General features: G+C 61.6%; 25 protein-coding genes and 1 tRNA gene. 9 read left to right on the forward strand and 17 right to left on the reverse strand.

Annotated features, from left to right (window positions below; translation table 11 throughout):
• Positions 1-33 precede the first annotated feature (33 nt).
• From lon to A4A58_RS07855, 5 genes are all read right to left on the reverse strand, one after another.
• Positions 34-2,460, reverse strand: coding sequence for an endopeptidase La (lon, locus tag A4A58_RS07835; protein WP_068730904.1), 2,427 nt, complete (start codon positions 2,458-2,460; stop codon positions 34-36).
• Positions 2,461-2,766: 306 nt separating this feature from the next.
• Complete coding sequence (clpX, locus tag A4A58_RS07840; protein WP_068730905.1) at positions 2,767-4,041, reverse strand: ATP-dependent Clp protease ATP-binding subunit ClpX; 1,275 nt, start codon at positions 4,039-4,041, stop codon at positions 2,767-2,769.
• 446 nt (positions 4,042-4,487) lie between these two features.
• A complete protein-coding gene (locus A4A58_RS07845) occupies positions 4,488-5,123 on the reverse strand; it encodes an ATP-dependent Clp protease proteolytic subunit (RefSeq protein WP_068730906.1) in 636 nt (211 codons plus the stop codon).
• Between the two features lie 310 nt (positions 5,124-5,433).
• On the reverse strand, positions 5,434-6,786 hold the full coding sequence (gene tig / locus A4A58_RS07850) for a trigger factor (protein WP_068730907.1): 1,353 nt from the start codon (positions 6,784-6,786) through the stop codon (positions 5,434-5,436).
• A 161-nt stretch (positions 6,787-6,947) separates the two neighbouring features.
• Positions 6,948-7,032, reverse strand: a tRNA-Leu gene (locus A4A58_RS07855).
• 150 nt (positions 7,033-7,182) lie between these two features.
• Between A4A58_RS07855 and A4A58_RS07860 the strand changes: the two genes are divergently transcribed.
• On the forward strand, positions 7,183-8,499 hold the full coding sequence (locus A4A58_RS07860) for a multicopper oxidase family protein (protein WP_068730908.1): 1,317 nt from the start codon (positions 7,183-7,185) through the stop codon (positions 8,497-8,499).
• A gap of 12 nt (positions 8,500-8,511) precedes the next feature.
• Here the strand turns inward: A4A58_RS07860 and A4A58_RS07865 are convergent, their stop codons facing one another.
• On the reverse strand, positions 8,512-10,008 hold the full coding sequence (locus tag A4A58_RS07865) for a bifunctional ADP-dependent NAD(P)H-hydrate dehydratase/NAD(P)H-hydrate epimerase (RefSeq protein ID WP_068730909.1): 1,497 nt from the start codon (positions 10,006-10,008) through the stop codon (positions 8,512-8,514).
• A gap of 442 nt (positions 10,009-10,450) precedes the next feature.
• Between A4A58_RS07865 and A4A58_RS07870 the strand changes: the two genes are divergently transcribed.
• Positions 10,451-10,789 (forward strand): P-II family nitrogen regulator, encoded by a 339-nt coding sequence (locus A4A58_RS07870; RefSeq protein ID WP_068730910.1) that lies wholly within the window; start codon positions 10,451-10,453, stop codon positions 10,787-10,789.
• A gap of 233 nt (positions 10,790-11,022) precedes the next feature.
• Entirely contained in the window at positions 11,023-12,432 is a 1,410-nt protein-coding gene (gene glnA / locus A4A58_RS07875) for a type I glutamate--ammonia ligase (protein ID WP_068730911.1), read from the forward strand.
• A 75-nt stretch (positions 12,433-12,507) separates the two neighbouring features.
• Here glnA and A4A58_RS07880 read toward each other — a convergent pair whose 3' ends face one another.
• Positions 12,508-13,194: a hypothetical protein gene (locus tag A4A58_RS07880; protein WP_068730912.1), complete on the reverse strand. Its 687-nt coding sequence runs from the start codon at positions 13,192-13,194 to the stop codon at positions 12,508-12,510.
• A gap of 122 nt (positions 13,195-13,316) precedes the next feature.
• Between A4A58_RS07880 and A4A58_RS07885 the strand changes: the two genes are divergently transcribed.
• Positions 13,317-14,456, forward strand: a complete 1,140-nt coding sequence (locus tag A4A58_RS07885; protein WP_068730913.1) for an AI-2E family transporter — start codon at positions 13,317-13,319, stop codon at positions 14,454-14,456.
• Positions 14,457-14,561: 105 nt separating this feature from the next.
• Here A4A58_RS07885 and A4A58_RS07890 read toward each other — a convergent pair whose 3' ends face one another.
• The 6 genes from A4A58_RS07890 to A4A58_RS07915 form a co-directional block, all read right to left on the reverse strand.
• A complete protein-coding gene (locus A4A58_RS07890; protein WP_068730914.1) occupies positions 14,562-14,858 on the reverse strand; it encodes an antibiotic biosynthesis monooxygenase family protein in 297 nt (98 codons plus the stop codon).
• A 78-nt stretch (positions 14,859-14,936) separates the two neighbouring features.
• Positions 14,937-15,173 carry a hypothetical protein gene (locus A4A58_RS07895; protein ID WP_068730915.1) on the reverse strand — a complete coding sequence of 79 codons (237 nt, stop codon included), beginning with the start codon at positions 15,171-15,173 and terminating at the stop codon, positions 14,937-14,939.
• Positions 15,174-15,310: 137 nt separating this feature from the next.
• Complete coding sequence (locus tag A4A58_RS07900; RefSeq protein WP_068730916.1) at positions 15,311-16,555, reverse strand: GGDEF domain-containing protein; 1,245 nt, start codon at positions 16,553-16,555, stop codon at positions 15,311-15,313.
• Between the two features lie 244 nt (positions 16,556-16,799).
• Positions 16,800-17,276 (reverse strand): 30S ribosomal protein S9, encoded by a 477-nt coding sequence (rpsI, locus tag A4A58_RS07905; protein ID WP_068730917.1) that lies wholly within the window; start codon positions 17,274-17,276, stop codon positions 16,800-16,802.
• Positions 17,276-17,740 carry a 50S ribosomal protein L13 gene (gene rplM / locus A4A58_RS07910; protein ID WP_068730918.1) on the reverse strand — a complete coding sequence of 155 codons (465 nt, stop codon included), beginning with the start codon at positions 17,738-17,740 and terminating at the stop codon, positions 17,276-17,278. The genes rpsI and rplM overlap by 1 nt, the downstream gene beginning before the upstream one ends.
• Before the next feature lie 151 nt (positions 17,741-17,891).
• Positions 17,892-18,323: a PaaI family thioesterase gene (locus tag A4A58_RS07915; RefSeq protein WP_068730919.1), complete on the reverse strand. Its 432-nt coding sequence runs from the start codon at positions 18,321-18,323 to the stop codon at positions 17,892-17,894.
• Positions 18,324-18,399: 76 nt separating this feature from the next.
• On the opposite strand from A4A58_RS07915, the gene A4A58_RS07920 reads away from it, so the two are divergent.
• The 3 genes from A4A58_RS07920 (at position 18,400) to A4A58_RS07930 (ending at position 21,252) form a co-directional block, all read left to right on the forward strand.
• Positions 18,400-19,221 (forward strand): enoyl-CoA hydratase, encoded by an 822-nt coding sequence (locus A4A58_RS07920; RefSeq protein ID WP_068730920.1) that lies wholly within the window; start codon positions 18,400-18,402, stop codon positions 19,219-19,221.
• 5 nt (positions 19,222-19,226) lie between these two features.
• The gene (locus tag A4A58_RS07925; RefSeq protein ID WP_068730921.1) at positions 19,227-19,823 is read left to right on the forward strand and encodes a CoA-binding protein; all 597 of its coding nucleotides are present in this window, start codon (positions 19,227-19,229) and stop codon (positions 19,821-19,823) included.
• A 148-nt stretch (positions 19,824-19,971) separates the two neighbouring features.
• Positions 19,972-21,252: an O-acetylhomoserine aminocarboxypropyltransferase gene (locus A4A58_RS07930; protein WP_068730964.1), complete on the forward strand. Its 1,281-nt coding sequence runs from the start codon at positions 19,972-19,974 to the stop codon at positions 21,250-21,252.
• 18 nt (positions 21,253-21,270) lie between these two features.
• On the opposite strand, the gene A4A58_RS07935 is transcribed toward A4A58_RS07930, so the two are convergent.
• Positions 21,271-22,080 carry an FTR1 family iron permease gene (locus tag A4A58_RS07935; RefSeq protein WP_068730922.1) on the reverse strand — a complete coding sequence of 270 codons (810 nt, stop codon included), beginning with the start codon at positions 22,078-22,080 and terminating at the stop codon, positions 21,271-21,273.
• 119 nt (positions 22,081-22,199) lie between these two features.
• Positions 22,200-23,291, reverse strand: a complete 1,092-nt coding sequence (locus tag A4A58_RS07940) for a COX15/CtaA family protein (RefSeq protein ID WP_068730923.1) — start codon at positions 23,289-23,291, stop codon at positions 22,200-22,202.
• A 153-nt stretch (positions 23,292-23,444) separates the two neighbouring features.
• Between A4A58_RS07940 and A4A58_RS07945 the strand changes: the two genes are divergently transcribed.
• On the forward strand, positions 23,445-23,669 hold the full coding sequence (locus A4A58_RS07945; protein WP_068730924.1) for a DUF2842 domain-containing protein: 225 nt from the start codon (positions 23,445-23,447) through the stop codon (positions 23,667-23,669).
• Here the strand turns inward: A4A58_RS07945 and A4A58_RS07950 are convergent.
• Complete coding sequence (locus A4A58_RS07950; RefSeq protein ID WP_068730925.1) at positions 23,666-24,703, reverse strand: polysaccharide deacetylase family protein; 1,038 nt, start codon at positions 24,701-24,703, stop codon at positions 23,666-23,668. The two genes, A4A58_RS07945 and A4A58_RS07950, sit on opposite strands and share 4 nt — an antisense overlap.
• A 126-nt stretch (positions 24,704-24,829) precedes the next feature.
• Here A4A58_RS07950 and A4A58_RS07955 point away from each other — a divergent pair, with 126 nt between their 5' ends.
• Positions 24,830-26,011, forward strand: a complete 1,182-nt coding sequence (locus A4A58_RS07955; RefSeq protein ID WP_068730926.1) for a GNAT family N-acetyltransferase — start codon at positions 24,830-24,832, stop codon at positions 26,009-26,011.
• An 8-nt stretch (positions 26,012-26,019) separates the two neighbouring features.
• On the opposite strand, the gene A4A58_RS07960 is transcribed toward A4A58_RS07955, so the two are convergent.
• On the reverse strand, positions 26,020-26,694 hold the full coding sequence (locus tag A4A58_RS07960) for a hypothetical protein (protein ID WP_139069801.1): 675 nt from the start codon (positions 26,692-26,694) through the stop codon (positions 26,020-26,022).
• Between the last annotated feature and the right edge of the window lie 213 nt (positions 26,695-26,907).

Genomic DNA, 26,907 nt, shown 5'->3' on the forward strand with positions numbered 1-26,907 from the left:
GGGCGCCGCTGATTGTTATCGAGGATGTCGGCCTTAGTGCGCCGTCAGGCCGCTGCCGGCCTCTTCCGCTCCGTCAGCCTTCACCGGCAGCTTGGTGTCCTCTTCCCAGACGATCGCCTTCGGCGCCCGCACCAGGGCGTTGGCAATCACCTCGTCCATCCGGGCGACCGGGATGATATTCAACCCGCCCTTGATGGCGTCGGAGATCTCGGTGAGGTCCTTGGCATTATCCTCGGGGATCAGCACCGTCTTGATGCCGCCGCGGGCCGCCGCCAACAACTTCTCCTTCAGACCACCGATCGGCAGGATCCTGCCGCGCAGCGTGATCTCGCCGGTCATGGCGACATCGTGCCGGATCGGAATGCCCGTGAGCACGGACACGATCGTCGTCGCCATCGCCACGCCTGCGGACGGACCGTCCTTCGGCGTTGCACCCTCGGGCACGTGGACGTGGATGTCGCGCCGCTCGAACAGCGGCGGCTCGATCCCGAAGTTGATCGCGCGCGAGCGGACATAGGACGCCGCCGCCGAGATCGATTCCTTCATCACGTCGCGCAGGTTGCCGGTGACGGTCATGCGGCCCTTGCCGGGCATCATGACGCCTTCAATGGTGAGCAGCTCACCACCGACATCCGTCCATGCCAGACCAGTGACGACACCGACCTGATCGTCGCTCTCGATCTCACCGTAGCGATACTTCGCCACGCCGAGGAATTCCTCGAGATTCTTCTCGGTGACCTTCACCACCTTCTTCTTCGAGAGCATCAGCTCCTTCACGGCCTTGCGGGCCAGTGTGGAGAGCTCGCGCTCCAGATTACGCACGCCCGCTTCGCGGGTGTAGCGGCGGATCATCAAGAGCAAGGCGTCGTCGTCGATCGACCATTCCTTGGCATCCAGACCGTGCTTCGAGAGCGCGATCGGAATGAGATGCTTGCGGGCGATCTCGACCTTCTCGTTCTCCGTGTAGCCGGCGATCCGGATGATCTCCATACGATCCATCAGCGGGCCCGGAATATTCAGGGTGTTCGCCGTGGTGATGAACATGACGTTCGACAGATCGTAGTCGACCTCCAGATAGTGATCGGCAAAGGTGCCGTTCTGCTCGGGGTCGAGGACCTCAAGCAGAGCCGACGACGGATCGCCGCGGAAATCGGCGCCCATCTTGTCGATCTCGTCCAGCAGGAAGAGCGGATTCGTCGTCTTGGCCTTGCGCATCGACTGGATGATCTTGCCGGGCATCGAACCGATATAGGTCCGGCGATGTCCGCGGATCTCAGCTTCGTCACGCACGCCGCCGAGCGACACGCGCACGAACTCACGTCCGGTCGCCTTGGCGATCGACTTGCCGAGCGAGGTCTTGCCGACGCCGGGAGGTCCGACGAGGCACAGGATCGGCCCGCTCAGCTTGTTGGCGCGCGTCTGCACCGCGAGGTACTCGACGATGCGGTCCTTGACCTTCTCGAGCCCGTAGTGATCGTCGTCCAGCACGGCCTGCGCCGCGGCGAGGTCCTTCTTGACCTTGGACTTCTTGCCCCACGGAATCGACAGCAGCCAGTCGAGATAGTTGCGCACGACGGTCGCTTCCGCGGACATCGGCGACATCTGGCGCAGCTTCTTCAGCTCATGCTGCGCCTTCTCGCGGGCTTCCTTCGACAGCTTGGTCTTGGCGATCTTCTCTTCGATGTCGGCCAGCTCGTCACGACCTTCGTCGTCGCCGAGCTCCTTCTGGATCGCCTTCATCTGCTCGTTGAGATAGTACTCGCGCTGGGTCTTCTCCATCTGGCGCTTGACGCGCGAGCGGATGCGCTTCTCGACCTGCAGCACCGAGATCTCGCTCTCCATCAGCCCAAGCACCTTCTCCAGGCGCGCGGTGACGGACAGCGTTTCCAGGATGCCCTGGCGATCCGCGATCTTGACGGCGAGATGCGACGCGACAGTATCGCCGAGCTTGGCGAAGTCAGTGATCGCCTGCACGACGCCGACGACTTCGGCGGAGATCTTCTTGTTGAGCTTCACATAGCTCTCGAAGTCCGAGACCACTGAACGCGACAGCGCTTCCGCCTCAACGCTCTTCGCATCGGTATCGGCCAGCGCGACTGCCGTCGCTTCGTAATATTCGACGCGATCGGAATACTTCTCGACCTTGGCGCGCTCGAGCCCTTCCACCAGCACCTTCACGGTGCCGTCGGGAAGCTTCAAAAGCTGCAGCACGCTGGCGAGCGTACCGATCTCGTAAATCGAGTCCGGCGATGGATCATCGTCCGACGCATTCTTCTGCGTGGCGAGCATGATGAGCGCATCGTTCTTCATCACCTCTTCGAGCGCGCGGATCGATTTCTCGCGGCCGACGAAGAGAGGCACGATCATGTGCGGGAAGACGACGATATCGCGCAGCGGCAATACCGGATAGGAGTGGCTTTCGCCGTGAACAATGGTTGGCCGGGGTTTGGAGGCAGTCATGGCCCATTCCTTTTGCTGTGCCCCCTTGCAAGCAGTCCGCCCGATGGCGCAACCGCACAAGGTGCCGATTTTCCGTCTTTGCTCGGCCGTCTCAGGCTCTACGTGTCCGGATCGTTATGGCGAATCTTGAGGGAGATTTTGTGTTCGCCGAGAGCATTAGGTGGCTATGGGCCGGGGGGGTGTCAAGTCGCGGAAATACCCATGAACAAGGGCGGTTTACAGAGCGTAGCAGCAATAAAACAGGCGGCCGCCGATCACCGGCAGCCGCCTATTGAACTTAAGTCGATGGGCCCGAAAGCCGCGCGATCAGGCGCTTGCGCTGCTCTCGGCGGTCCGGTCCGAGCGGTCGGCGTAGATGTAGAGCGGCCGAGCCGTCCCATCCACAACCTCCTTGGAGATGACGACTTCCTCGACACCTTCCAGACCGGGCAGATCGAACATGGTTTCGAGCAGGATGCTCTCCAGGATCGACCGCAATCCGCGGGCACCGGTCTTGCGTTCGATGGCCCGGCGGGCCACCGCACCCAGCGCCTCGTCGGCGAAGGTCAGCTCGATGTTCTCCATCTCGAACAGACGCTGGTACTGCTTGACCAGCGCGTTCTTCTGCTCGACCAGGATCTTCTTCAGCGAAATCTCGTCGAGATCCTCGAGCGTCGCGACCACTGGCAGACGGCCGACGAATTCGGGGATCAGGCCGTACTTCAGCAGATCTTCCGGCTCGACGTGGCGGAAGATTTCACCGGTGCGGCGATCTTCGGGTGCCAGAACCTGCGCTGCGAAGCCGATCGAGGTGGTCCGCCCGCGCGACGAGATGATCTTCTCGAGGCCCGAGAACGCACCGCCGCAGATGAACAGGATGTTCGTCGTATCCACCTGCAGGAATTCCTGCTGCGGATGCTTGCGACCGCCCTGCGGAGGCACGGAGGCAACGGTGCCTTCCATGATCTTCAGCAGAGCCTGCTGCACGCCCTCACCCGACACGTCACGGGTGATCGACGGATTGTCCGACTTGCGCGAGATCTTGTCGATTTCGTCGATATAGACGATGCCGCGCTGCGCACGCTCGACATTGTAGTCGGCCGCCTGCAGCAGCTTCAGGATGATGTTCTCGACGTCCTCACCGACATAACCGGCTTCAGTCAGCGTCGTCGCATCGGCCATCGTGAACGGCACATCCAGAATGCGGGCGAGCGTCTGCGCGAGCAGCGTCTTGCCCGAACCAGTGGGGCCGATCAGCAGGATGTTCGACTTCGCGAGTTCGACGTCGTTGTGCTTGGTCTGGTGGTTGAGGCGCTTGTAGTGGTTATGCACCGCGACCGAGAGAACCTTCTTCGCATGGAACTGACCGATGACGTAATCATCGAGCACCTTGCAGATTTCCTTCGGCGTCGGAATGCCGTCGCGCGACTTGACCAGCGAGGACTTGTTCTCCTCGCGGATGATGTCCATGCACAGTTCAACGCATTCGTCGCAGATGAAGACGGTAGGACCCGCGATCAGTTTGCGAACTTCGTGCTGGCTCTTGCCGCAGAACGAACAATACAGCGTGTTCTTGGAGTCGCTGGTACCGACCTTACTCATTCCTATCTCCGTCCGCCGTTCGATCTTTGTCTGCCGGTCGCCCAGTTACGGGACATATCCCGTAAATAGAGCAAAATCCGTACCAAAAAAGACCTCGTTCCAGAATGCCGCTCGAATCACGGCTCACTCGAATCCCCGCGATACTAACCGATCCGCATCAGCGAACCATGCTGACAGCCGATGATCAAGAATTCGCTAATCGGCTCCATCGCCTGGAGCGTGACAATAGCGTGATTTGCGGCATTTGCGCGGGAGACCCCCGAAAATTGGGGAACGTTGCGTGAATGACACCACCCGACCAGCACGAAAGCGGAACTCTCGCGTCTGCTGGCGTCGGCACATAGTACCAATTCGGGAATAACTTGATCGATATGACTGGCTTGGGACAGGCGGCGCGCGGGCGCCGTCTGTCCCGGTCTCAATATGTTCGCCGGATACGGCGCCGTTTAGGCCGGCTTTGCCGGGGTCGACTCTTCAGCGCGCTTGTCGATCACCTTGTCGATGAGACCGAAATCGCGCGCCATGTCCGCGGTGAGGAATTTGTCGCGCTCGAGCGCTTCCTCGATCGCCGGATAGGGCTGACCTGTGTGCTTCACATAGATCTCGTTGAGGCGCTTCTTCAGATTCAGGATTTCCTGAGCATGCAACATGATGTCGGTTGCCTGGCCCTGGAAACCACCCGACGGCTGATGGACCATGATGCGCGAATTCGGCAGCGAGAAGCGCATGTCCTTTTCGCCGGCAGCGAGCAGCAGCGAACCCATCGACGCAGCCTGACCGACGCACAGCGTCGACACCGGCGGACGAATGAACTGCATCGTGTCGTAGATCGCCAGACCCGACGTCACCACGCCACCAGGCGAGTTGATGTACATCGAGATTTCCTTCTTCGGATTCTCGGCTTCGAGAAACAGAAGCTGGGCAACGGTCAGCGTCGACATGCCATCCTCGACCGGACCGGTCACGAAGATGATGCGCTCCTTCAGAAGGCGCGAAAAGATATCGTAAGCCCGTTCACCGCGGTTGGTCTGTTCGACCACCATCGGGACGAGGTTCATGTAGGTTTCTACCGGATCGCGCATTGATCACCCGAAAGGTTGGAGGAGACACACGTCCATCGGCAAGACTGGAACCGGTTACGGTTTGCCGGGAAAGGACGAACGTCCCGTGATGCAGGAACAACAAACAGAGCCCACAGATATGAGCCAATCGAGCGGCAACAAGACCACCGGTCCACATGCCGCCCTGAAGCTCAGTTCAAGCCGATTCGGACGGCCACCGCAAAGCGCTGGAGCCCTTTTGGAACCTGTTTCGAGCGGTATCCTTAACGTCAAAACGCCGGCTGGAGCACCCAGCCGGCGCTTCTTTTAACGTCTTCTAAGAAGCTGCGGCTCAGACCGCAGTCTTCTCGTCTTCATCCTTGTAGAGGTCGTCCTTGGACACCTTCTTCTCGGTCACATTGGCCAGTTCGAGAATGAAGTCGACGACCTTGTCCTCGTAGATCGGTGCACGAAGCTGGGCCAACGCTTGGGGATTGCTGCGGTAAAAGTCCCAGACTTCCTTCTCGCGGCCCGGCATCGAGCGGGCGCGCTCGATCACCGCGCGGCTGACCTCGTCGTCGCTGACGGTGATCTTGTTCTTCTCGCCGATCTCCGAGAGCACGAGACCGAGACGCACGCGGCGGTCGGCGATCTTGCGGTACTCTTCCTGAGCGGCTTCTTCGGTGGTGTCCTCATCGGCGAAGGTCTTGCCCGACGATGCCATCTCCTGCTGGATCGAATTCCACATCAGCTTGAACTCCTCGTCGACCAGCGACGGAGGCGCATCGAACTTGTGGGTCTCGTCGAGACGGTCGAGCAGCAGGCGCTTGACGCGCTGGCGGGTCGCACCGGCAAATTCGGCAACCAGACGCTCGCGTGCGGCTTCCTTCAGCTTGTCGAGGGACTCGAGGCCGAGGCTCTTGGCGAACTCGTCGTCGATCACGGTGTCGACCGGCGATTCCACCTTGGCCGCGGTGGTCTCGAACTCGGCGGCCTTACCGGCCAGCGTCTCGCTCGCATAGTTGACCGGGAACGACACCTTGAGGGTGCGGGTCTCGCCGGCGGCAATGCCGATCAGCTGGTCCTCGAAGCCGGGGATGAAGGTGTTGGAGCCGATCGCAACCGGGATCTCCTCGCCAGTGCCGCCCTCGAAGGCGACGCCGTCGATGGTGCCCTTGAAATTGACCGTAACGCGGTCGCCTGACTCGGCCTTGCCAGCCTTCTCGGTGAACGAACGGTTCTGGTCGGCGACGCGCTTGATCGCTTCATCGACGTCTGCGTCGGTTACTTCGGCCACCGGCTTCTCGACGGTGAAGCTCTTGAAGTCGGCAAGCGCGATCGGCGGCACGACTTCGATAGCGACGGTGTAATTGAGGTCCGACTTGCCCGACAGGATGTCTTCGACTTCCTTCTGCTCGGTCGGCATCGTGATCTTCGGCTCGGAGGCGAGCTTGAAGCCACGCTCGGTGAAGATCTGCGTGTTGGTGTCGCGGATCAATTCATCGACGGTCTCGGCGGCAACCGAGCGACCATAGAGACGCTTCAGGTGACCGACGGGAACCTTGCCCGGGCGGAAGCCGTTGAGCTTGACCTTGCCCTTCATGTCATCGAGGCGCGCATCGACCTTGGCTTCGATGTCGGCAGCCGGCACGTTGACCGAGAACTCGCGCTTCAATCCCTCGGAGAGGGTTTCATTCACCTGCATGGCGTCAATCTTCTTCCCGCTTGGTCCGGCCCAATGGCCCGGACATTGTAAATCTGTGCGGCATCAGGCCAGAGCCTGCGCCGGTGGTGCGAACTGTCTCTGCAAGGCCAACCTTGCGGAAACACGTCCGAAAATCGTCATGGTCAAACGCTATGTGCGCTTGGTGCGGGCGGAGGGACTCGAACCCCCACAACTTTCGTCACTGGAACCTAAATCCAGCGCGTCTACCAATTCCGCCACGCCCGCGAAAAACATCATGTCCGGCCGCGATGTCGCGAGCGGCGGGCTTATAACATGGGGACCGTGGTTCGCAGCAAAAAAATGGTCACATAGCGGCTTACTTGCCGCAGCCCCGGCAACTGGACTTTGGCGCGGCAAAATAGTCGGGATTTGGGCATGACGAACCGCTTTCACCCCCTCACGCGCCGGACCCTGCTTGCAGGCGCCGGGAGCGCGCTGATCGCTCCGATTCTGCCCCGGGGCAGCCTCGCGCAAGCCGTCGCCGCGCTGGAACTACAGGCCAAGGCTGATCCCTTCCCGGTGAAGCCCGGCGCCTCCACTGAGGCCTGGACGCTCCATTCGCCCCAGAAGGGTCCGCTGCGCTTCAACCGCGGCGACGAGATCACAGTTCAACTCGCCAATCAGCTGCCGGTCCCTATCGTTTTGAACTGCCGAGGCATTAATGGCTCGTCCGGGATCGGGCCGCTGCTCGACCGCAAGCCGGTCGCGGCCGGGGCCAAGGACGCGTTCAAGCTGCAGATGCGCAGCGCCGGAACGTCGTATCTGGACGTGCGCCTGCTCGGCGACGGTCAGGCGCTGCCGTCCCAGGTCCGCAGCCTGGTCGTCCAGGAGAGCGATCCGGTCGAGGTGGACCGCGACGAGGTGCTGCTGATCGAGGACTTCCGCCTCAAGCTGGACGGCAGCCTGCTCGCCCCCGCCAGTGATCCGAAAGACGCCGCCGCTCTGTTCCTGATCAACCGGAAATCCACGCTGGAGCTGTCGGCCCGGGTCAACGAACGGCTCAGACTCCGTCTTATCAATGGCTGCCAACGCAATGTGATCGCTCTGAAATTCGACGATCACGAGGTCCGTGTGATGGCCATCGACGGTCAGCCCTCGGAGCCATTCTCCGCCCGTAACAATCAGGTGGTGCTGGCGCCCGGAACCCGGGTCGACGTCTTCCTCGACGCCGTCAGGCCGGCGGGATCAACCTCGGCGATCCTGCTCCATGATGGCAAGACAGCCCGGCCGATCGGCCAGATCAAAATGTCCAACGATCCGCCGCTACGGGCCACGCCCCTGCCGGCCGCCGCGCCGCTGCCCTCCAACGGTTTGCCAGCTCAGCTCGATCTCAAGGGCGCGCTGCGCGTCGATATGGCCCTGAGCGCCGTCAGTCCCGAATGGACGAAGCCGGTCGATCTGTCCACCGGCACGCCGCCGGCATTCCGGACCAAGCCCGGCCGGACCGTGGTGCTTGCGCTGACCAACCGGGCCACCAGCCCGATGGTGTTCCAGATCCACGGCCATCACGTCCGCCTGCTCGACAGGCTTGATGACGGCTGGAAACCGTTCTGGCTCGACACCCTCGCGCTCGACGCCGGTCAGACCCAGCGCATCGCCTTTGCCGCCAACAATGTCGGGCGCTGGCTGATGGAGGCCTTCGTCGCCGACTGGGCCGCCCCGCGGCAGGTCCGCTGGTACGGCGTCGACTAGACCTTTTTTATTTTAGTACTGGATACCGAGCTGGTCATAGAGCCGGCGGAACACCGCCGGCAGCACCTCGGTCAGATCTTCGGCGATCAGCCCGGGGCCAGCTTCGCTGCCCGCCTCGCCATGCATCCAGACGCCGATACAAGCGGCCTCATAGGCCGGAACGCCTTGCGCCAGCAGCGCGCCGATGACGCCCGCCAGCACGTCGCCGGAGCCTGCCGTGGCCAGCCATGGCGGCGCGTTGGCAGCGATGGTGGCCCGGCCGTCCGGCGACGCCACGACCGTATCCGGCCCCTTCAACAGCACGATAGCGCCTGACTCTTGCGCCGCCAGACGAACGCGCTCCAGTTTAGATACTGCTGGATGTTTCTCATCCACCTTGCTGAAGATGCGTGAAAATTCACCTTCGTGAGGCGTCAACACGACGCCGGATTCCGGGCTGGCCTTGATCAGATCGAACAGCCGTTCGGGCGCATCGGCGAAGCTGGTCAGCGCATCGGCATCGAGCACCGCATGGCGCCTCGCAGCCAGGATAGCCTCCACGAACATGCGCGTCCGCTCGCCCACACCGGCCCCCGGCCCGATCACGCAGGCTGACACCTTGCCGCCGATCAGCGCGGCGAACTCCGCCGCCGTATCCACCGGCCGCACCATCACCGCCGTCAGCGCGGCGGCATTGACCGCCAGCGCATCGCGCGGCGACGCCACCGTCACCAGCCCCGCCCCGCCTCGCAAGGCGGCGCGGGCGGACAGCCGAGCAGCGCCCGTGGACGCGATGTCGCCGGAGACAATCACGGCATGGCCGCGTGAGAATTTGTGGCTGTTGATCTTCGGCACCGGAAACGCGTCGGCCCACAGGTCCGGATTGTTCTCGAAGGTCTGCGGGCGGATTTCCGCCAGCACATCCTCGTCGATGCCGATGTCGATTACCCGCAGCCGGCCACAATGCACCCGGCCCGGCACCAGCAGATGACCCGGCTTGGGCCTGAAGAACGTCACTGTCTCGGTCGCCCTGATAGCGCCGCCCATCACGCCCCCTGAATCGCCGTTGATACCGCTCGGCAGATCGACAGCCAGTACGGGCACGCCGGCCGCGTTGATGGCATCGATCATGATCAGCGGGTCGCCCTTGACCGGACGATTGAGCCCGGCGCCGAATAGCGCGTCGATGATCAAAGCCGGCTGCCCGATCAGCGAGGGATCGCAGGGCAGCACCTCGCCCTTCCACCCCTTGGCAGCCAGCGCGGCGTCGCCCTTCAGGGTCGCCCGGTCGCACAGCAGGATCACCGAAACGTCACGCCCCTGCGCCGCGAGCTCGGCCGCCGCGACGAAGCCGTCGCCGCCATTGTTGCCACGACCGGCAACGACCAGGATCGCCCCCTCCTCGGCCAGTTCGCCCGCCACATCCGCGACCGCCCGTCCGGCGGCGCGCATGAGTTTGAAGCCTGGCGTACCCGCCGCAATCGTGAGTTGATCGGCGCGCGCCATCTCGTCGGTCGTTAGAATATCCATCTCGCTTCTCACTACGCCTTTTTGGAAGGCACTCGCGTCACACGCGAACGCAGCAGAGTAAAATTGCACATCGCACGATCACTTTGACCACTATGTAGGCAAAAGTAGTCGAATACTCTTGATGCGAACCTCGTCAGGTGCGATGTAATAACCTGATAATGCTTCAAAAATAGCCGAGGAGCGAACTTGGCACGGACCCTGCTTTTAGGGAAGCCAGCTTCGGGTCCGTCGCGCTCACCGGCAAATGTTGAAAGACACCTGTTTAAGAGACAGAGGGTGGCCGACCGTCTACCGCATCGGCGAGATTTCGTCGGTGCGGCGTGGCGGCAGCGCAATAACGCCCGAAATTGGGTATCGAACAGTGTGCGCAAAACGCGCAATGGTCAAAGCTACTTGAGGCAAATAACTTGCGGCCTGATTGGAAGTGCCGGGGAGACGTTCAGTGAAAAAGATCGAAGCCATCATAAAGCCCTTCAAGCTGGACGAGGTGAAAGAGGCTCTTCAGGAAGTCGGGTTGCAAGGCATTACCGTCACGGAAGCCAAGGGCTTCGGCCGTCAGAAGGGCCACGCCGAACTTTATCGCGGCGCTGAATACATCGTCGACTTTCTACCCAAGGTGAAGATCGAGATCGTGATTGGCGACGACCTCGTCGAAAAGGCGATCGATGCCATCCGTCGCGCCGCACAAACCGGCCGCATTGGTGACGGCAAGATCTTTGTGTCGAACATCGAGGAAGCCGTGCGCATCCGTACCGGCGAGTCCGGACTCGACGCGATCTGACGGCAAGGATCTGCGACGCAGGACCTGCAATGCAGGACCTGACGGACTGGACGCTCTCCAAGCCGGGTGCTATCCGACATTCAACGCTTCAAGGCGTCACCAAAAAGGCTGCTTCGGCAGCCTTCTGTTGTTGACGGTTTGTCTTGTTGAAAACATGCCGTTGTGACCTGATCGTCACGACAGATTGTTGTTACGTCCCGGAAATCGGCCCGCAAATAAAGGTAGGGAGCCCCATGACGACCGCCAAAGAAGTCCTGCAGTCCATCAAGGACAATGACGTCAAGTACGTCGACCTGCGTTTCACCGATCCCCGCGGCAAGTGGCAGCACGTGACCTTCGACGTCTCGATGGTCGATGAAGAAATGTTTGCCGAAGGCACCATGTTCGACGGTTCCTCGATCGCCGGCTGGAAGGCGATCAACGAGTCCGACATGATGCTGATGCTGGATCCGGCAACGGCGACGATCGATCCGTTCTTCGCAGAGACCACCATGGTCATCACCTGCGACATTCTCGAGCCCTCCACCGGCGAGCCCTATAACCGCGACCCGCGCGGCATCGCCAAGAAGGCCGAAGCCATGGTCAAGTCCATGGGCATCGGCGACACCGTGTTCGTCGGTCCGGAAGCCGAATTCTTCGTGTTCGACGACGTCCGCTTCTCGAGCGACCCGTACAACACCGGCTTCAAGCTCGACTCGTCCGAATTGCCGACCAACTCCGGCACCGAATATGAAGGCGGCAATCTCGGCCACCGCATCCGCACCAAGGGCGGTTACTTCCCCGTCCCGCCGCAGGACTCGGTGCAGGACATGCGCTCGGAAATGCTCGGCGCAATGGCGCGCATGGGCGTCAAGGTCGAGAAGCATCACCACGAAGTGGCGTCCGCCCAGCACGAACTCGGTATGAAGTTCGACACGCTGACCTACATGGCCGACCAGATGCAGATCTATAAGTATTGCATCCATCAGGTCGCGCACATCTACGGCAAGACCGCCACCTTCATGCCCAAACCCGTTTTTGGCGACAACGGCTCGGGCATGCATGTGCACCAGTCGATCTGGAAGGACGGCAAGCCGACCTTCGCCGGCAACAAATATGCCGATCTCTCCGAGACCTGCCTCCACTACATCGGTGGCATCATCAAGCACGCCAAGGCGATCAACGCCTTCACCAACCCGTCGACCAACTCCTACAAGCGTCTGGTCCCCGGCTATGAGGCTCCGGTGCTGCTCGCCTATTCGGCGCGCAACCGCTCGGCCTCCTGCCGCATCCCCTACACCACCAACCCGAAGGCCAAGCGCGTCGAAGTCCGGTTCCCGGATCCGATGGCCAATCCGTATCTCGCTTTCGCCGCGATGCTGATGGCCGGTCTCGACGGCATCAAGAACAAGATCGATCCGGGTCCGGCCATGGACAAGGACCTCTATGATCTGCCGAAGGAAGAGCTGAAGTCGATCCCGACGGTGTGCGGGTCGCTCCGCGAAGCCCTCGAGAACCTCGACAAGGATCGCGGTTTCCTCAAGAACGGCGGCGTGTTCGATGACGACTTCATCGACAGCTATATCGAACTGAAGATGACCGAAGTGATGCGTTACGAAATGACGCCGCACCCGGTCGAATTCGACATGTACTACTCGCTGTAATCCCGTCAGGGATTGCACGAACGATCAGGGCGCTCCGGCAACGGGGCGCCTTTTTCGTTGCGCTTCTCCTGGCGCCTATTTCCGGGCGAGAGCCGTCGCCGGTTCAGGCGTGTTCGGGAAGCCTATCGCCGCAAGCGCCCTGGCTGCCTCGCCTTCGCTGGTGGCCCACGGCAGCTTCGCGGTGACACCGCGCGTGACGGGTTCGCCGAGACCCCCGCCGAAATCGATCGGCCAGAATCCATTCGGCACCGCCTCGACCGTGACGCTGCGCAGGCGCGTGCCGGTGCCGAGGGGCGACAGATCGTCCGGCTGCAGCCGCCGCGCCGTCGATGCATCCCGGGGGTCTGTGAAACTGGCCAGCACCGGCATCAATTCGCCGGTGACCGGAACGGCGCCGGTCTGGCTGCTGACGTCGCGAAAGGCGATCTTGCGCCCGGCCGCCTGATAGGCCCGCATCGCCACGAAGTTCGCGCCATCGAAATCCGCGCTGCCCTTGTCATCATGCAGCATCAGCGCGGCGAGGTTCCTGCCGCCGCCGAGATCGAGCACCACCGCATCGCCCCGTGACGTCACCTTGCCGGACGGCTGGTAGCCCCGATAGGGATGCACGGAGACGACATTCGAGGCCGACTTCACGCCGTCCGGCGTCTCGACCTCCATGGTCAGCCGATATTTGTGCGCGGGCCGATTGATCCGGATCTGATCGCCGATCACCAGGGCAGCGAGCAATCCGACCGGACCGACCCATTTCAGGATGTTCATTATTATTGGCCTCCCCCATCGGCCATGCACGATCGCGACGGAGACGTCAAAGCGGCGATATGTCTTGATCCCCGAAGCAATTGACGGAACAGTGAAAGTCCAGTCAATGCGAAGGATCCACCGTGCCCGCAGAAGCCAATGTCCAGACGCGTAGTGACCTTGCCTGGGCGATCACGGCGGGCGGCATCGCTACGGTGTCCTTTGCAATCTTCATAGGCTTCGCCTGGTACTTCTCGGGAACGCTGTTCCTGATCTTCGCAGGCGTCCTGCTTGGCGTAGCGCTCAATGCGCTGACGGAATTATTCGGGCGCTTCATGGGCGGCCCGCATCCCATGCGGCTCGCAATGATCTGCATCGTGCTCGCCGCGATGCTGGTCGGCGTGATGTATCTGGGCGGACCGACCATCGCCAATCAGGCCAAGACGCTGTCCGGCACCCTCAAGTCACAGGTCGTCAACGTAAAGACCTATCTTGAGCAGCACGGCGTCGACACCAGCTATTTCGATTTCAACAGCATCACGTCGGATCCGCCTACCGAGCAGGGCACATCGCCCGCCACCTCACCGCCGAAGTCCAGCAGCGGCTTGCCGAGCGCCGGCGCCATCGCATCATCAGGTGGCGCCATCGTCAGCCAGACACTGAAAATCCTGCTCGGCACCGTCGGCGCGGTCGGCAACTTCTTCATCGTGCTGTTTTTGGGATTAACGTTTGCCGCACAGCCCAGCGTCTATCGAAAAGGATTGTTGCATCTCACGCCGGCGAAGCATCGCGCGCCGATGACGATCATCGTCGATCGCATCAGCGACACGCTGCAGCGCTGGCTGATCGCGCAGATGATCACCATGGTGGTGGTCGGCGCCATTACTTGGATCGGGCTGAAGCTGATCGGGATTCCCAGCGCCTTCATTCTCGGTGTTCAGGCCGGCCTGCTCGCCTTCATTCCCACCGTCGGCGCCCTGCTCGGCGGGTTGATCGTCGTGCTCGCCAGCCTCGCCTCGGGCTGGGTCGCCGCCGCGTCAGCCTTTGCGCTGTTCATGGGCGTGCATGCGCTGGAGAGCTACATCCTGACGCCGATCCTGCAGCGGCAGGCACTGGATATTCCGCCGGCCACGCTGTTCGCGTTCCAGATCCTGCTCGGCGTGGTGTTCGGCGTCTGGGGCCTCGCACTGGCGCTGCCGGTGCTGGCGATCGTGAAAGTCGTCATCGACTTCATGCGCGAAGAGGACGAAGCCTCCGCACAGGATAAGGCGATGGCGGCGTAAAATGAACTCCGTCATGGCCGGCCTTGTGCCGGCCATCCACGTCTTACTTTGCGCGAGATATAAGGCGTGGATGCCCGGCACAAGCCCGGGCATGACGAGCATAAATCAGGTGGTCAGCACAGTCTCGGTGTGCTCGACATAAGGCGGCGTTTCGAAATACGGGCCCACCAGCGCGCGCCATTCGGAGAAATCGGGCGAGCCGCGGAAATCGACGGTGTGGTTTTCGAGGGTTTCCCACTTGGCAACGAGGCGGTAGCGCGACGGCATCTCGACCGACTTGTGCAGTTCAAAACCCTTGCCGCCCTTGGCGCGGAGGAATAGCGGCTTCGCCTTGGCGACGGCCGCCTCGAAATCCTTCTCGGTGCCCGGCTTGACGTCGATCTGTGCGATTTCAGTGATCATGGTTTCCCGACCCTTTGTTTTGCGGTCGGTGTCTTTACCGCAAAGTCGGGGTTCGGTGAAGGAGCCGCCGAAAAGTGATCAGGTGAACAGCAGAACCGTGCCGACGACCATGACGCAGCAGCCGATGAAAGCGACGACCGGCAGCTTGCTGTGCTGCGCGCCGTAGCGCCCCTGCGCACGACGTTCGGTGATCAGCGCGGTCTCGTATTCGTCCGAGCTCGAGAACATGCAGGCAAAGCCGGCACGGGCCGAGGCAGCGGCCGCTTCAAGGGACATCAAAGCAGTGTCGGAGGTCGAGTCGGGCAAGGTCATCATGCGATGACATTAGGGATCGAATGGTAAACGGATCCTTTAGAGCGTGATCCCGAAAAGTGGATGCCGGTTTTCGCCGACAAGCGAGTTCGTTTGTCGAGAGATCATGCTCAAACAACAGAAGTCTGATGCACCAGACTTTAGCGCACGCCGCTTGCCGTCATCGTGACCGCAGCCCGCACGACGCTCGGCTTCGCCGCTTGCCCGATCGCCGCAGCGCGGCGCCCCTGCTCCAGCGACAGCGGTTCTTCCTCCGCCGCCTGCACGCGGTTACGTCCGCTGCGCTTGGCCTGGTAGAGCGCAGTATCCGCGGCAGCCAACAGGACATCGAGTTCAGTGCCGGCCGGTCCGCCGGCTACGCCGATACTCACGGTGGTCGCGACCGGCGCCTCGTCGACCTGGATGCCGCAGGTCGCAAAAGCCTCACGCACGCGCTCGGCCGCCTGCATCGCCTCGTCCAGGCTGCACGGCAACATCGCCGCAAACTCCTCGCCGCCGATGCGGCCCGACAGGTCGGTAATCCGCAGCGTATGCGTGATGACCGTGGCGAACAGTTTCAGCACCTCGTCGCCGGCGGGATGCCCGAAGCGATCGTTGATCGACTTGAAGTGATCGATGTCGAAGATCATGACCGTGACCGGGCGGCCGGCTTTCGCCTCGCGCTCGATCATCCGCGCCGTAGCCTCGGAAAAGCCGCGGCGGTTGAACAGGCCGGTGAGCGGATCGCAGGATGCCGCGACCTTGTGCGCCGTGACCGCGCGCTCCGACACCAGCATGAAGATCAGGAACACCGTGCCAACAGCATAGAGCACGAGCTCGATGGCAAAGGCCGTGACCCAGATGCTGCTGCCGAAATTGCTGTGATCGCCATGCAGCAGATCGCCGAGCAGGATCGGCAGCATCAGGACGAAACCATGCAGCATCGGCACCAGGATGGTCGGCCACCGCCGCTGCACCGCCTTGCGACGCTCGTTCCACAATTCATGGGCCGTCAACATCGCATAAAGCGCGACGATGCCGGCGCCGATGGTCATGCGCAGCGACGCGGCCTCAGCCGGCAGGGTGAAGATCACCGCGATCCAGGCGATGGCGCCGAGAAACAGGCCGGCCCAGCTCGGGCTGCGGCCATGGAACACGCGCGCAGCGTTCCACACCATGCCGCAGGCCACGAAGCCCACGGCGTTGAATGCCAGCGACAGCACGTCACCCAGGAGCGACGCGGCAAGTGTCCACAATGCGACCGATACGGCGCCGAGCAGGTAAGCCAGCCCCCACCAGTTGAGGGCCGCGATCTTTTCCTGTCGTCCGAAGAACAGCAGCATCCCGCCCAACATCGCCGCAACCAGGGTTGCCACCAGATAGAGCGTGGAAGAATCGAGCGACATATTTGAGCACCGGCAATTGTTGCGAGATTTCCGAACCATCATGATTCGGACTGGCCTCTTCGCCATCATCGAACATACGAGTGTACCGATTGGAAATCCGTTTGCGCGCCCGCACAAGTTTTCACGAAAAACTGCATCAATCTGTCGGTATCCGGAATGTACCGGAACGCAAAAAGGGCGCCCGAAGGCGCCCTTTTCAAAATTGTATTCACCGCATTTGCGGCAAATTTTATCGAAGCAGAAATTAGCGCTTCGAGAACTGGAAGGACTTGCGGGCTTTCGCCTTGCCGTACTTCTTGCGCTCGACGACACGCGAGTCACGTGTCAGGAAGCCGCCCTTCTTGAGGACGCCGCGCAGATCCGGCTCGAAGCAGGTCAGAGCCTTGGAGATGCCGTGACGCACGGCACCGGCCTGGCCCGACAGACCGCCACCGGCAACGGTGCAGATCACGTCGTACTGGCCAGCGCGGGCTGCAGCGACCAGCGGCTGCTGGATGAGCATGCGCAGCACCGGACGCGCGAAGTACACTTCGACTTCACGGGTGTTGACCACGACCTTGCCGGCGCCCGGCTTGATCCAGACACGAGCGACAGCGTCCTTACGCTTGCCGGTCGCATAGGCGCGGCCCTGCTTGTCGATCTTCTTCACATACTTCGGCGCATCAGGAGCCGACACCTTCAGTGACGACAGCTGGTCGAGAGACTGCATGGTATCCGACATTATGCGGCCCTCTTGTTCTTGCGGTTCAACGCGCCAACGTCGAATGCTTCTGGTTGCTGGGCCTCGTGCGGGTGCTCTGCACCGGCATAAACACGCAGATTGCCGAACTGGACGCGACCGAGCGGGCCACGCGGGATCATGCGCTCAACGGCCTTCTCGACAACGCGCTCCGGGAAACGACCTTCGAGGATCGACTTTGCAGTGCGCTCCTTGATGCCGCCGATGAAGCCGGTGTGGTGATAGTAGACCTTGTCTTCACGCTTGCGGCCGGTGAAAACCACCTTGTCCGCGTTGACGATGATGACATGGTCGCCGCAATCGACATGCGGGGTGTAGGTCGGGAGGTGCTTGCCGCGCAGCCGCATTGCGACCAGCGTGGCCAGCCGGCCCACCACGAGACCAGTGGCGTCGATGACGATCCACTTCTTCGTGATCTCGGCGGGCTTTGCCGAAAACGTCTTCATTGTGAATATCCATGAAAAGGGGATATCGGCGGTGATCCGCCGAACTGAACGCGTTTCTAGATAGAGAACCGGATTCCGTCAATGCCAAACATGACTGAATTCGCCAGTTAAATCATTACGTTATAATTATGGTTCTATAATACCCTTGGAATTACCCAACGTTCGGAATGGAATAGGTCGACGTTACATGGGCGATTGGATCGGCCGAAGTGCCTGACAACAGGGTGACTTCTCCCACTGCGAGGCGTTTGCCGAGCTTCAGCAGCTTGGCGGCAGCCAGCACATCCTGCCCCGGCAGGCCCTTGCGCAGGAAATTGATGTTCAGGCTGGTGGTCACCGCGAGGCCGACCGGGCCGATCGCCGACAACAGCACGACGTACATGGCAAAATCGGCCAGGGCCATCAGTGTCGGACCCGATACCGTACCGCCCGGCCGCAGCATGCGTTCGCCATAGGTCTGGCGCAGCAGGCAAGTGGTACCATCAGCGCTTTCAATCGCGATATCGCCGGCGCCAAAGGCCTGCGGGAACTCGCGCTTCAGAAACGCCTCGAGTTCAGCCACGCTCATTTTCGCAGTCGCCATGTCTCTACCCTGCTCTCGCTTGTGCCGTCCTGTTACAATATGGTGATGGTCCTGCCCAGCGATGGAATCTCAAGTCATGGTTCAACCAGCACGCGCGGAAACAGCGCGGCCATCCATTCTTCTGCGTGAAACGGTCGGCAGCATCGGCGTGTTGACGCTGAATCGTCCGGCGGCCCGCAACAGTCTCTCCGAAGGACTGATCGGCGAATTGCACGCCGCCCTCGATGACATGGCCGGCGACAAGACCGTGCGCGCCGTGGTGATCGCCGCCAACGGCTCGGTCTTCTCCGCCGGACACGACCTGAAAGAACTTACCGCGCGACGTACAGACACCGATCGCGGCCGCGCCTATTTCGCGCATATGATGACAATCTGCAGCGCCATGATGCAGGCCATCGTGCGGCTGCCGAAGCCGGTGATCGCAGCGGTGCAAGGCGTCGCCACTGCCGCGGGCTGCCAGCTCGTGGCGAGCTGCGATCTCGCCATCGCCTCCGAACACGCAAAGTTCGCGACGCCCGGCGTCGATATCGGCCTGTTCTGTTCGACGCCCATGGTGGCGTTGTCGCGCAACGTACCGCGCAAGCAGGCGATGGAGATGCTGCTCACCGGCGAGCCCATCTCCGCCGAACGCGCGCGAGAGATCGGCCTGGTCAACCGCGTCGTACCTGCTGGCACCGAACGCGATGCGGCAATCGCGCTGGCAGAACAAGTTGCGCGCAAGTCGGCGCATACGGTCAAGATCGGCAAGGAAGCGTTCTATCGCCAGGCTGAGATGAGCCTCGCGGAGGCCTATCGCTTCGCCGCCGAGGTGATGACCGAGAACATGATGGCCCGCGATGCCGAGGAAGGCATCGGCGCATTCATCGCAAAGCGCGAGCCGAAGTGGGCAGACCGGTAATTGAAATGAACCACGACAGCTATAACGACGCCTATATCCGCGAGATCCTCAACACCGTCAAAACCGTCGCGATGGTCGGCGCCTCTCCGCAAAACGTGCGGCCGAGCTATTTCGTGTTCAAGTATCTCGCCGAACGCGGCTACGACATGATCCCGACCAATCCGGGCCAGGTCGGCAAGAGCCTGCTGGGCAAGCCGTTCGTCGCCTCGCTGCGGGAGATCGGTCGCCCCATCGACATGATCGACATCTTCCGCAGCGCCGAGCATGTCATGCCGATCGTCGACATCGCGCTGACGCTCGATCCGCTGCCCAAGGTGGTCTGGATGCAGCTCGGCGTGCGCCATGATGAGGCCGCCGCCAAGCTTGAAGCCGCGGGCATCAAAGTGGTGATGAACCGCTGCCCCAAGATCGAATATGGCCGGCTGTCGTCGGAGATCCAGTGGATGGGTGTCAATTCGCGCACGCTCAGCTCCAAGCGCGCGCCGATCCCGACGCAGGGCATGCGGCTGTCGCTCAATCGCAGCAGTGTCGGCGGTGGCAGCACCGCTGCGGCCGATCGCGTTGCGCAGCAAAATAACAAGGACAAGAACGACACCGCCTGACGGTGCGTTTCGCGATTTTATTTCCTTTGAAATGACACAGCGCAGCATGACTGTTGCGAAGTCTGGGCAAAATGTCGCCTCGCCTTGACGGCAGCGCTGCGCCCGATCAGGTTGGCGCCAACAAACCGCTATTCGACAGGGAGTGATGATGAACGATCGTATTCCAGGCTTCGGCACCCTCGCCGTCCATGCCGGCGCGCAGCCCGACCCGACCACCGGCGCGCGTGCGACGCCGATCTATCAGACCACTTCGTTCGTCTTCAACGATGCGGATCACGCCGCCTCGTTGTTCGGCCTGCAATCCTTCGGCAACATCTATACGCGCATCACCAATCCGACCACGGCTGTCCTCGAGGAACGCGTCGCAGCGCTGGAAGGCGGCACGGCAGCCCTCGCCGTCGCGTCCGGCCATGCCGCGCAGCTCGTGGTGTTTCAGCAGCTGCTGCAGCCCGGCGACGAATTCATCGCCTCGCGCAAACTCTATGGCGGTTCGATCAACCAGTTCAGCCATGCCTTCAAGAGCTTCGGCTGGAACGTAGTGTGGGCCGATCCCGATGACGTCCCCTCGTTCGAGCGCGCGGTGACTGACAAGACCAAGGCGATCTTCATCGAGTCCATCGCCAATCCTGCCGGCTCGATCACCGACATCGAGGCGGTCGCGGCCGTGGCCCGCAAGGCCGGCGTGCCGTTGATCGTCGACAACACGCTGGCGACGCCCTATTTGATCAAGCCGATCGATCACGGCGCCGACATTGTCGTGCATTCGCTGACCAAGTTTCTCGGCGGCCACGGCAATTCGCTCGGCGGCATCATCGTGGACGCGGGCACCTTCGACTGGTCGAAAGGCAACAAATATCCGGTGCTGTCAGAGCCGCGCCCGGAATATCATGGCATCAAGCTGCAGGAGACCTTCGGTAACTTCGCTTTCGCCATTGCTTGCCGCGTACTCGGCCTGCGCGATCTCGGTCCGGCGCTGTCGCCGTTCAACGCATTCCTGATCCAGACCGGCATCGAAACGCTGCCGCTGCGCATGCAGCGCCACAGCGACAATGCCAAGGCGGTCGCCGAATGGCTATCGGCACATCCGAAAGTGGCGGCGGTGAATTATTCGGGATTGTCGGATAACCGCTATCACACCCTCGCCCGCAAATATGCGCCGAAGGGCGCGGGCGCCGTGTTCACCTTCAGCCTGAAGGGCGGCTATGACGCCGGCGTGAGTCTCGTGTCGAACCTGAAACTGTTCTCGCATCTGGCCAATGTCGGCGACACCCGCTCGCTGGTGATCCACCCGGCCTCGACCACCCACAGCCAGCTCGACGACGAAGCCAAGACGCGCTCCGGCGCCGGGCCCGACGTTGTCAGGCTGTCTGTCGGCATCGAGGACAAGGAAGATCTGATCGCGGATCTCGAACAGGCGCTGAACGCGTAAGCCGAACTGCGATGCGCGTCACGCTTTGGCGCGCATCGCTTTCGCTTCGCGGATCAAGCGCGCATTGCGCTGGAACACCGAATAGGTCGCCAGCGCGAACAGCACCACCAGCAACTGGATCGACAGCGCCTCCAGCGTCGGATTGAATCCGATTGCCGTCAGGAATGCGCTGCCTGGCGCGTCGGTCACCCCGATCATCGCCTGTTCCTGGAATTCCTGGATTGCTTCGCCGATGAACTTGATGCCCATCACGAACAGGAAGCCCGAGGTGATGATGAACAGCGGCCGCAGCGGGATGCGCTGAGCAATCATATTGATGAAATAGAACAGCACGACCAGACCGGCGGTCGCCGCTGCCAGACCGCCGAACAGTCCGACGCTCCAGCCGCCTTCGGTGGTCGCGAGCGCGTTGATGAACAGTACCGTCTCGGCGCCCTCACGAAACACCGCCAGGAATGCCAGCATCGCGACGGCGAGACCGGTATCCTGCGCGATCGCCTGATCCGCCTTCGCCGCCAGATAATCCTGCCAGCCGCGCGGATCCTGCTTCACCATCAGCCAGCCGCTGACATAGAGCATCAGGCCTGCCGCAAACAGGATGACGATGGCCTCGAAGACGTCGCTGTGATCACCTGAATTGAACACCGCAAAAGCCCAGGCTGCGACCAGGCTGGCGAGGATCGCCGCCAGCGCGCCCAGATAGAGCGCGGTCACGCGATGGCTGCCGCCGGATTTCCTGAGATAGCCGGCCAGTGCCGCGATCACGAGCATGGCCTCAAGGCCCTCGCGCAGCAGAATGACGGCAGCCTGAATGAATGCGGAGGACATGACCCAATCCCGTGTGGTGGTGTGCCGAATCTATTGCGCACTGCGTATGAGCGAAAGCCGCGCAGCCACACGACTGCGTCAACTCCGTTACAATCGTTCTAGTCGGTAACGCGCAACAGCTAGGCAGCCTTGCCGACCGCGAGATCGAGCTGACGTTCCGTCAATGCCGCCCCGCGCGGCTTCATCCGCTCCACCTGCAGGATCGCTAGCGTCAAAACTACGATCGCAACCGCCTGATGCGTCAGCGCCAGATCGATCGGCACCTGATGCAGCAGCGTGAGAATGCCGAGTGCTGCCTGCACCGCGATCGATGCCGCCAGCCACAACGCGCCATTGACGACGGCGCTCCCTGCCCGCGCGCGGATCGCATCAACCACATGCCAGATCGCCAGTGCGAACAGCACATAGGCGGTCATGCGATGCTGGAACTGAACCGTCAGCGTGTTGTCGAACATGTTGCGCCACCACGGGTCCTCGAAGAACAGCCGTGACGCCGACGGGATCAGCGCGCCATCGATCTCCGGCCAGGTATTGAACACGCGACCCGCGCGTAGGCCCGCGACCAGCGCACCGAAATAGATCTGCAGGAAGGTCAGCCCCAGCAATACCCAACTCGTCACGCGCAAGCGGCCTGCCGCCAGCACCGGCGCGCGGTCGCCGAGGCGGCGCAGCGTCCAGACAATGGCGGCGAAGATGATCAGTGCCAGCATCAGATGCGCCGCCAGCCGATATTGCGAGACTTCGACGCGCTTGGTCAGGCCCGATGCCACCATCCACCAGCCCACCGCGCCCTGCAGGCCGCCGAGACCGAAGATCACCCACAGCCGCTTCTTCAGTTCCGAGGTGAGAACGCCGCGCCACAGGAACCAGAGGAATGGCAGCAGGAACACCACGCCGATGACACGGCCGAGCAGACGATGGCTCCATTCCCACCAGAAAATGGTCTTGAATTCATCGAGCGTCATGCCGGCATTGAGTTCGCGATATTGCGGGATCTGTTTGTAGGCCTCGAAGGCCGCGATCCAGTGCGATTGATCCAGCGGCGGAATGGCGCCGGTCACCGGCTTCCATTCGACGATCGACAGGCCGGACTCGGTGAGCCGCGTCGCGCCGCCGACCAGCACCATCGCGACGATCATCGCGGCGACGGCAATCAGCCACCAGCGCACCGGGCGTAATTCCTTGGGGCGGGTTTGAGACGAAGCGGTCATCGCATGGATCTCGGGAGCAGTCGCAAAATCGGCGCCAAAATCAGCGCCTTGAATGAAATTTCGAGCCCCTTATAGTCCGCCCGCGAAGGCCTGCAAAGTTGGGCACTTTGCCTAACCCGATCTCAGACCGACTTTGGACCGCACATTTCCGTCATGACCATCCGCACCCGCAAATTCTTCGGAACCATCTTTCTGCTGATCCTCGTGGTGGTGTGGTCGCTGCTCGGCATGACCGTGGCGCAGACGCCGTGGCTGGCCAATAACGGCTGGCTGCAGGCAGCCTTCTATGTCATCGCCGGCCTCGGCTGGGTGCTGCCAGCGATGCCGATCATCAGCTGGATGAGCAAGGCCGATCCTGTGGATCCCGAGGTCGGCTAGCGCTGCGCGCCAGCGCCGAGCATCACGCCGGATACCATCACGCGCAAGGCGCGCAACGATTGTCGGCGGCCGTCCCAGGCGAGCCGCGGCAGCGCATGCAGATCCGATCTGCCATTGGCCTCGATGACACCAGGCAGCGATGTCACGGCGCTGGCAAAGCCGACCTGCTCCACCATCGCGACGTGACGCCTGTTGAATGAGGCTTTATCGCCGAACGGATAGGCGAAATGCCGCGGCTCATAGGGCAGTGCAGCTTGCGCCACGGCCCGCCCCATGGCGATCTCGCGCGACGCCGCGCTATCGCCGAGATTGGCGAGCGCCGGATAGTTGACCGTGCTGCTACCGATCGTCGCCCGCGGATTTCCCGCAAATGTGGCCACATCGTCCCAATGCATCGCAGCATGGTGTGACAGGGTCGCATTATCGACCGAATAGCGTTTGCAGAGATCGTCCGCCGCGACGGCCAGTTCATGCGGCGGCAGCGTCCGCATCCAGCCATCGAGATAATAGTAGGCGCGATATTTGTCAGCGACCGAGGCGGTTTCGAAATGCCGCTGCCGGTGATCGATGATCAGGCTGATGCGATCATGCGTTGCGATCGCCTGCTCCAGCGCCAGCCACCACATGGCACCGAGCCCGTCGGCAAAGGCGCTCGGCAGATAGAGTGTGAACGGCACCTCATGCGCCTGAAGCAGCGGATAGGCGAAATCGACGAAGTCGCGCGTGCCACCATCGAAGGTCAGCGCAACGAAGCGCCGTCCCGCACGCGGCTCGCTGGCGCGGCGGCACACCTCGTCCATGCCCACGATATCGACGGGCCAGCGCTTCAGCGCGCGGATCGTGCGATCGAGAAACCACGGCGTGATCTCGTGGGCTTTCAGCGGCTGGAATGCATCCTGCCGGGGCGGTCGCACGCGTTCGAATTTGAGGATGATACCGGCATCGCCGTGTCTGCCCTCCAGCAAACGGTGCATGCCGCTGAGATAAGTCAGCTCGAAGCCCAGCGCCAACAGCCAACCGGTCTTGTATGACACCGCAGATTCCCCCAAGCGGCGTCATGCCTCTCGCCAGTCGGCTATTGTCATTACTGTTTGTTGACATTTCTTTGCAAAGGTCGCCCCAAACCTAAAAATCTAAACAAAATCTGAAACAGGCTCGCGATGACCATGGCTGCTGTGATGGAAACACCTGTGGCGATGGCAACTGCGAGCCGCATCGCGCGCGTCGATGTGATCAGCGATTTCAGCGCCGCCGAAGCCATCTGGCGCAGCCTTGAGACGTCCGAACAGCTCTCCACGCCCTATCAGCGCTTCGACTTCCAGTCGGCCTGGCAGACCCATATCGGCGTCCAGGAAGGGCTGAAGCCCTTCATCATCATCGCCTATGACGCCGCACATCAGCCGCTGATGTTGTTGCCGCTCGCCGTCAGCCGCGAAAACGGCATGCGCGTCGCCGGCTATCTCGGCGGCAAGCACGTCACCTTCAACATGCCGCTGTTTCGGCGCGACTTCGCGGCGCAGGCGACAAAGGCAGATATCGACGCGCTGCTGCGGAGAATTCAAAAACACACCGAGACGGTCGACGTGCTCGCGCTGGTCCGTCAGCCTAAAAGCTGGATCGGCATCGACAATCCGCTCGCGCTTTTGCCAAGCCAGGCCTCGACCAATGATTGCCCGGTGCTGAACATGGTGCCCGGCGAAGCGCCGACCGATCGGATCAGCAATTCGTTCCGCAAGCGCCTGAAGACCAAGGAAGGCAAGTACCGAAATCTTGCCGGCTATCGCTACATGCACGCGAAGACGGAGGCCGAGGTCAAGCGTGTGCTCGACGCCTTCTTCGCAATCAAGCCGCTCCGCATGGCCGAACAGAACCTGCCCAACGTATTCGCCGAGCCCGGCGTCGAGGCCTTCATCCACCAGGCCTGTACGACGCCACGTGCGGACGGCTACACCATCGATATCCACGCGCTCGCATGCGACGAGGAAGTGATCGCGATGTTCGCCGGCGTCGCCGACGACAACCGCTTCTCGATGATGTTTAACACCTACACCATGTCGGAGAATGCCAAATACAGCCCCGGGCTGATCCTGATGCGCACCATCATCGATGCCTATGCCGAGCGCGGCGTGACCTCGCTGGATCTCGGCATTGGCGGCGACGACTACAAGCGGATGTTCTGCAAGGATGACGAGCCGATCTTCGACAGTTTCGTGCCGCTCACCACGCGTGGCAAGCTCGGTGCCATGGGCCTGTCGTCCTTCGCCCATGCCAAGCGGATCGTGAAGCAGACACCAGCCCTGCTGCAGATGGCACAGATGCTGCGCCACGCGTTTCAGCGCTAGTGGATAAATCAGACGCTTGGATCCCCTAAGGGTGGCAAGCTGACCCCCATTGAGATGATCCACTTGTGCAGATCGGGAAAATCGTCGACGCAGTGCTTCATGATCCTATCGTACAGAACTTGGTCGTAGCTGGCATGGTCGTCGGTGGGATGGTATCCCAACGAAAGATAACGGTTCACCCCTTCACTCTTGGCGAAAATCAGCCATTCACCGGTAAGTTTTCCATCTGAGCTGCGGTTGGCAAGGGGCTCAAAGATGGCCCGACAAGCCAATTCGTTGCACATCTGCTCCGTGACGACAGTGTGCACAGCTGGGTCCATGATCTCGTTTGCAAGCTTTTCCAGGCCGTTCTTGCCGAACCCTTGAATGACGTTTGGGATTAGCCACTGCGCGGAATAATGGTGTTTGTGCCAGAGTCCCTTGAGAGGTGGATGCTTGAATTGGGTAGCTGCCTTCACGCCTGAATGCGGCTCATCGGCTTCCAGATCTCGTATCGCCCGCATCACCGCGACGCAGTTAAGGTTCTGAACCGTGTATCCCAGATACATATCCAACCAGAACAACTTCGAAATCCGACTGTCCAGGCCGCTTTCCACAGCAAGCCAGGCGCGAAATTGTGCGAGCTGTTCGCTCGTCGCAGTGACCGTCGTCCCGTCAGTAGTTCGCAATATGGGCAATGTCACACTGCCAAGTTCAATATTTCGCCAAGCGAGTCTTCGCCTACGATAGCGGTTTCTTGCTAATCTGACAGGCCCCATTTTTCGACGGAGCCGGTGATATGGTCGGCCAAGCCTTAAGGAGACAAAGCCAACCATTCCGCCTCGTGCTAAGCTGCTCCACCAAGCATTGGCGGTTATTACCAAGCCTACCGCCTGGGGACCTCAAGAACTTCAGCT

Origin of the sequence: Tardiphaga robiniae (assembly GCF_001618955.1) — a bacterium.
In the GTDB taxonomy this organism is placed as follows: Bacteria; Pseudomonadota; Alphaproteobacteria; order Rhizobiales; family Xanthobacteraceae; genus Tardiphaga; species Tardiphaga robiniae_A.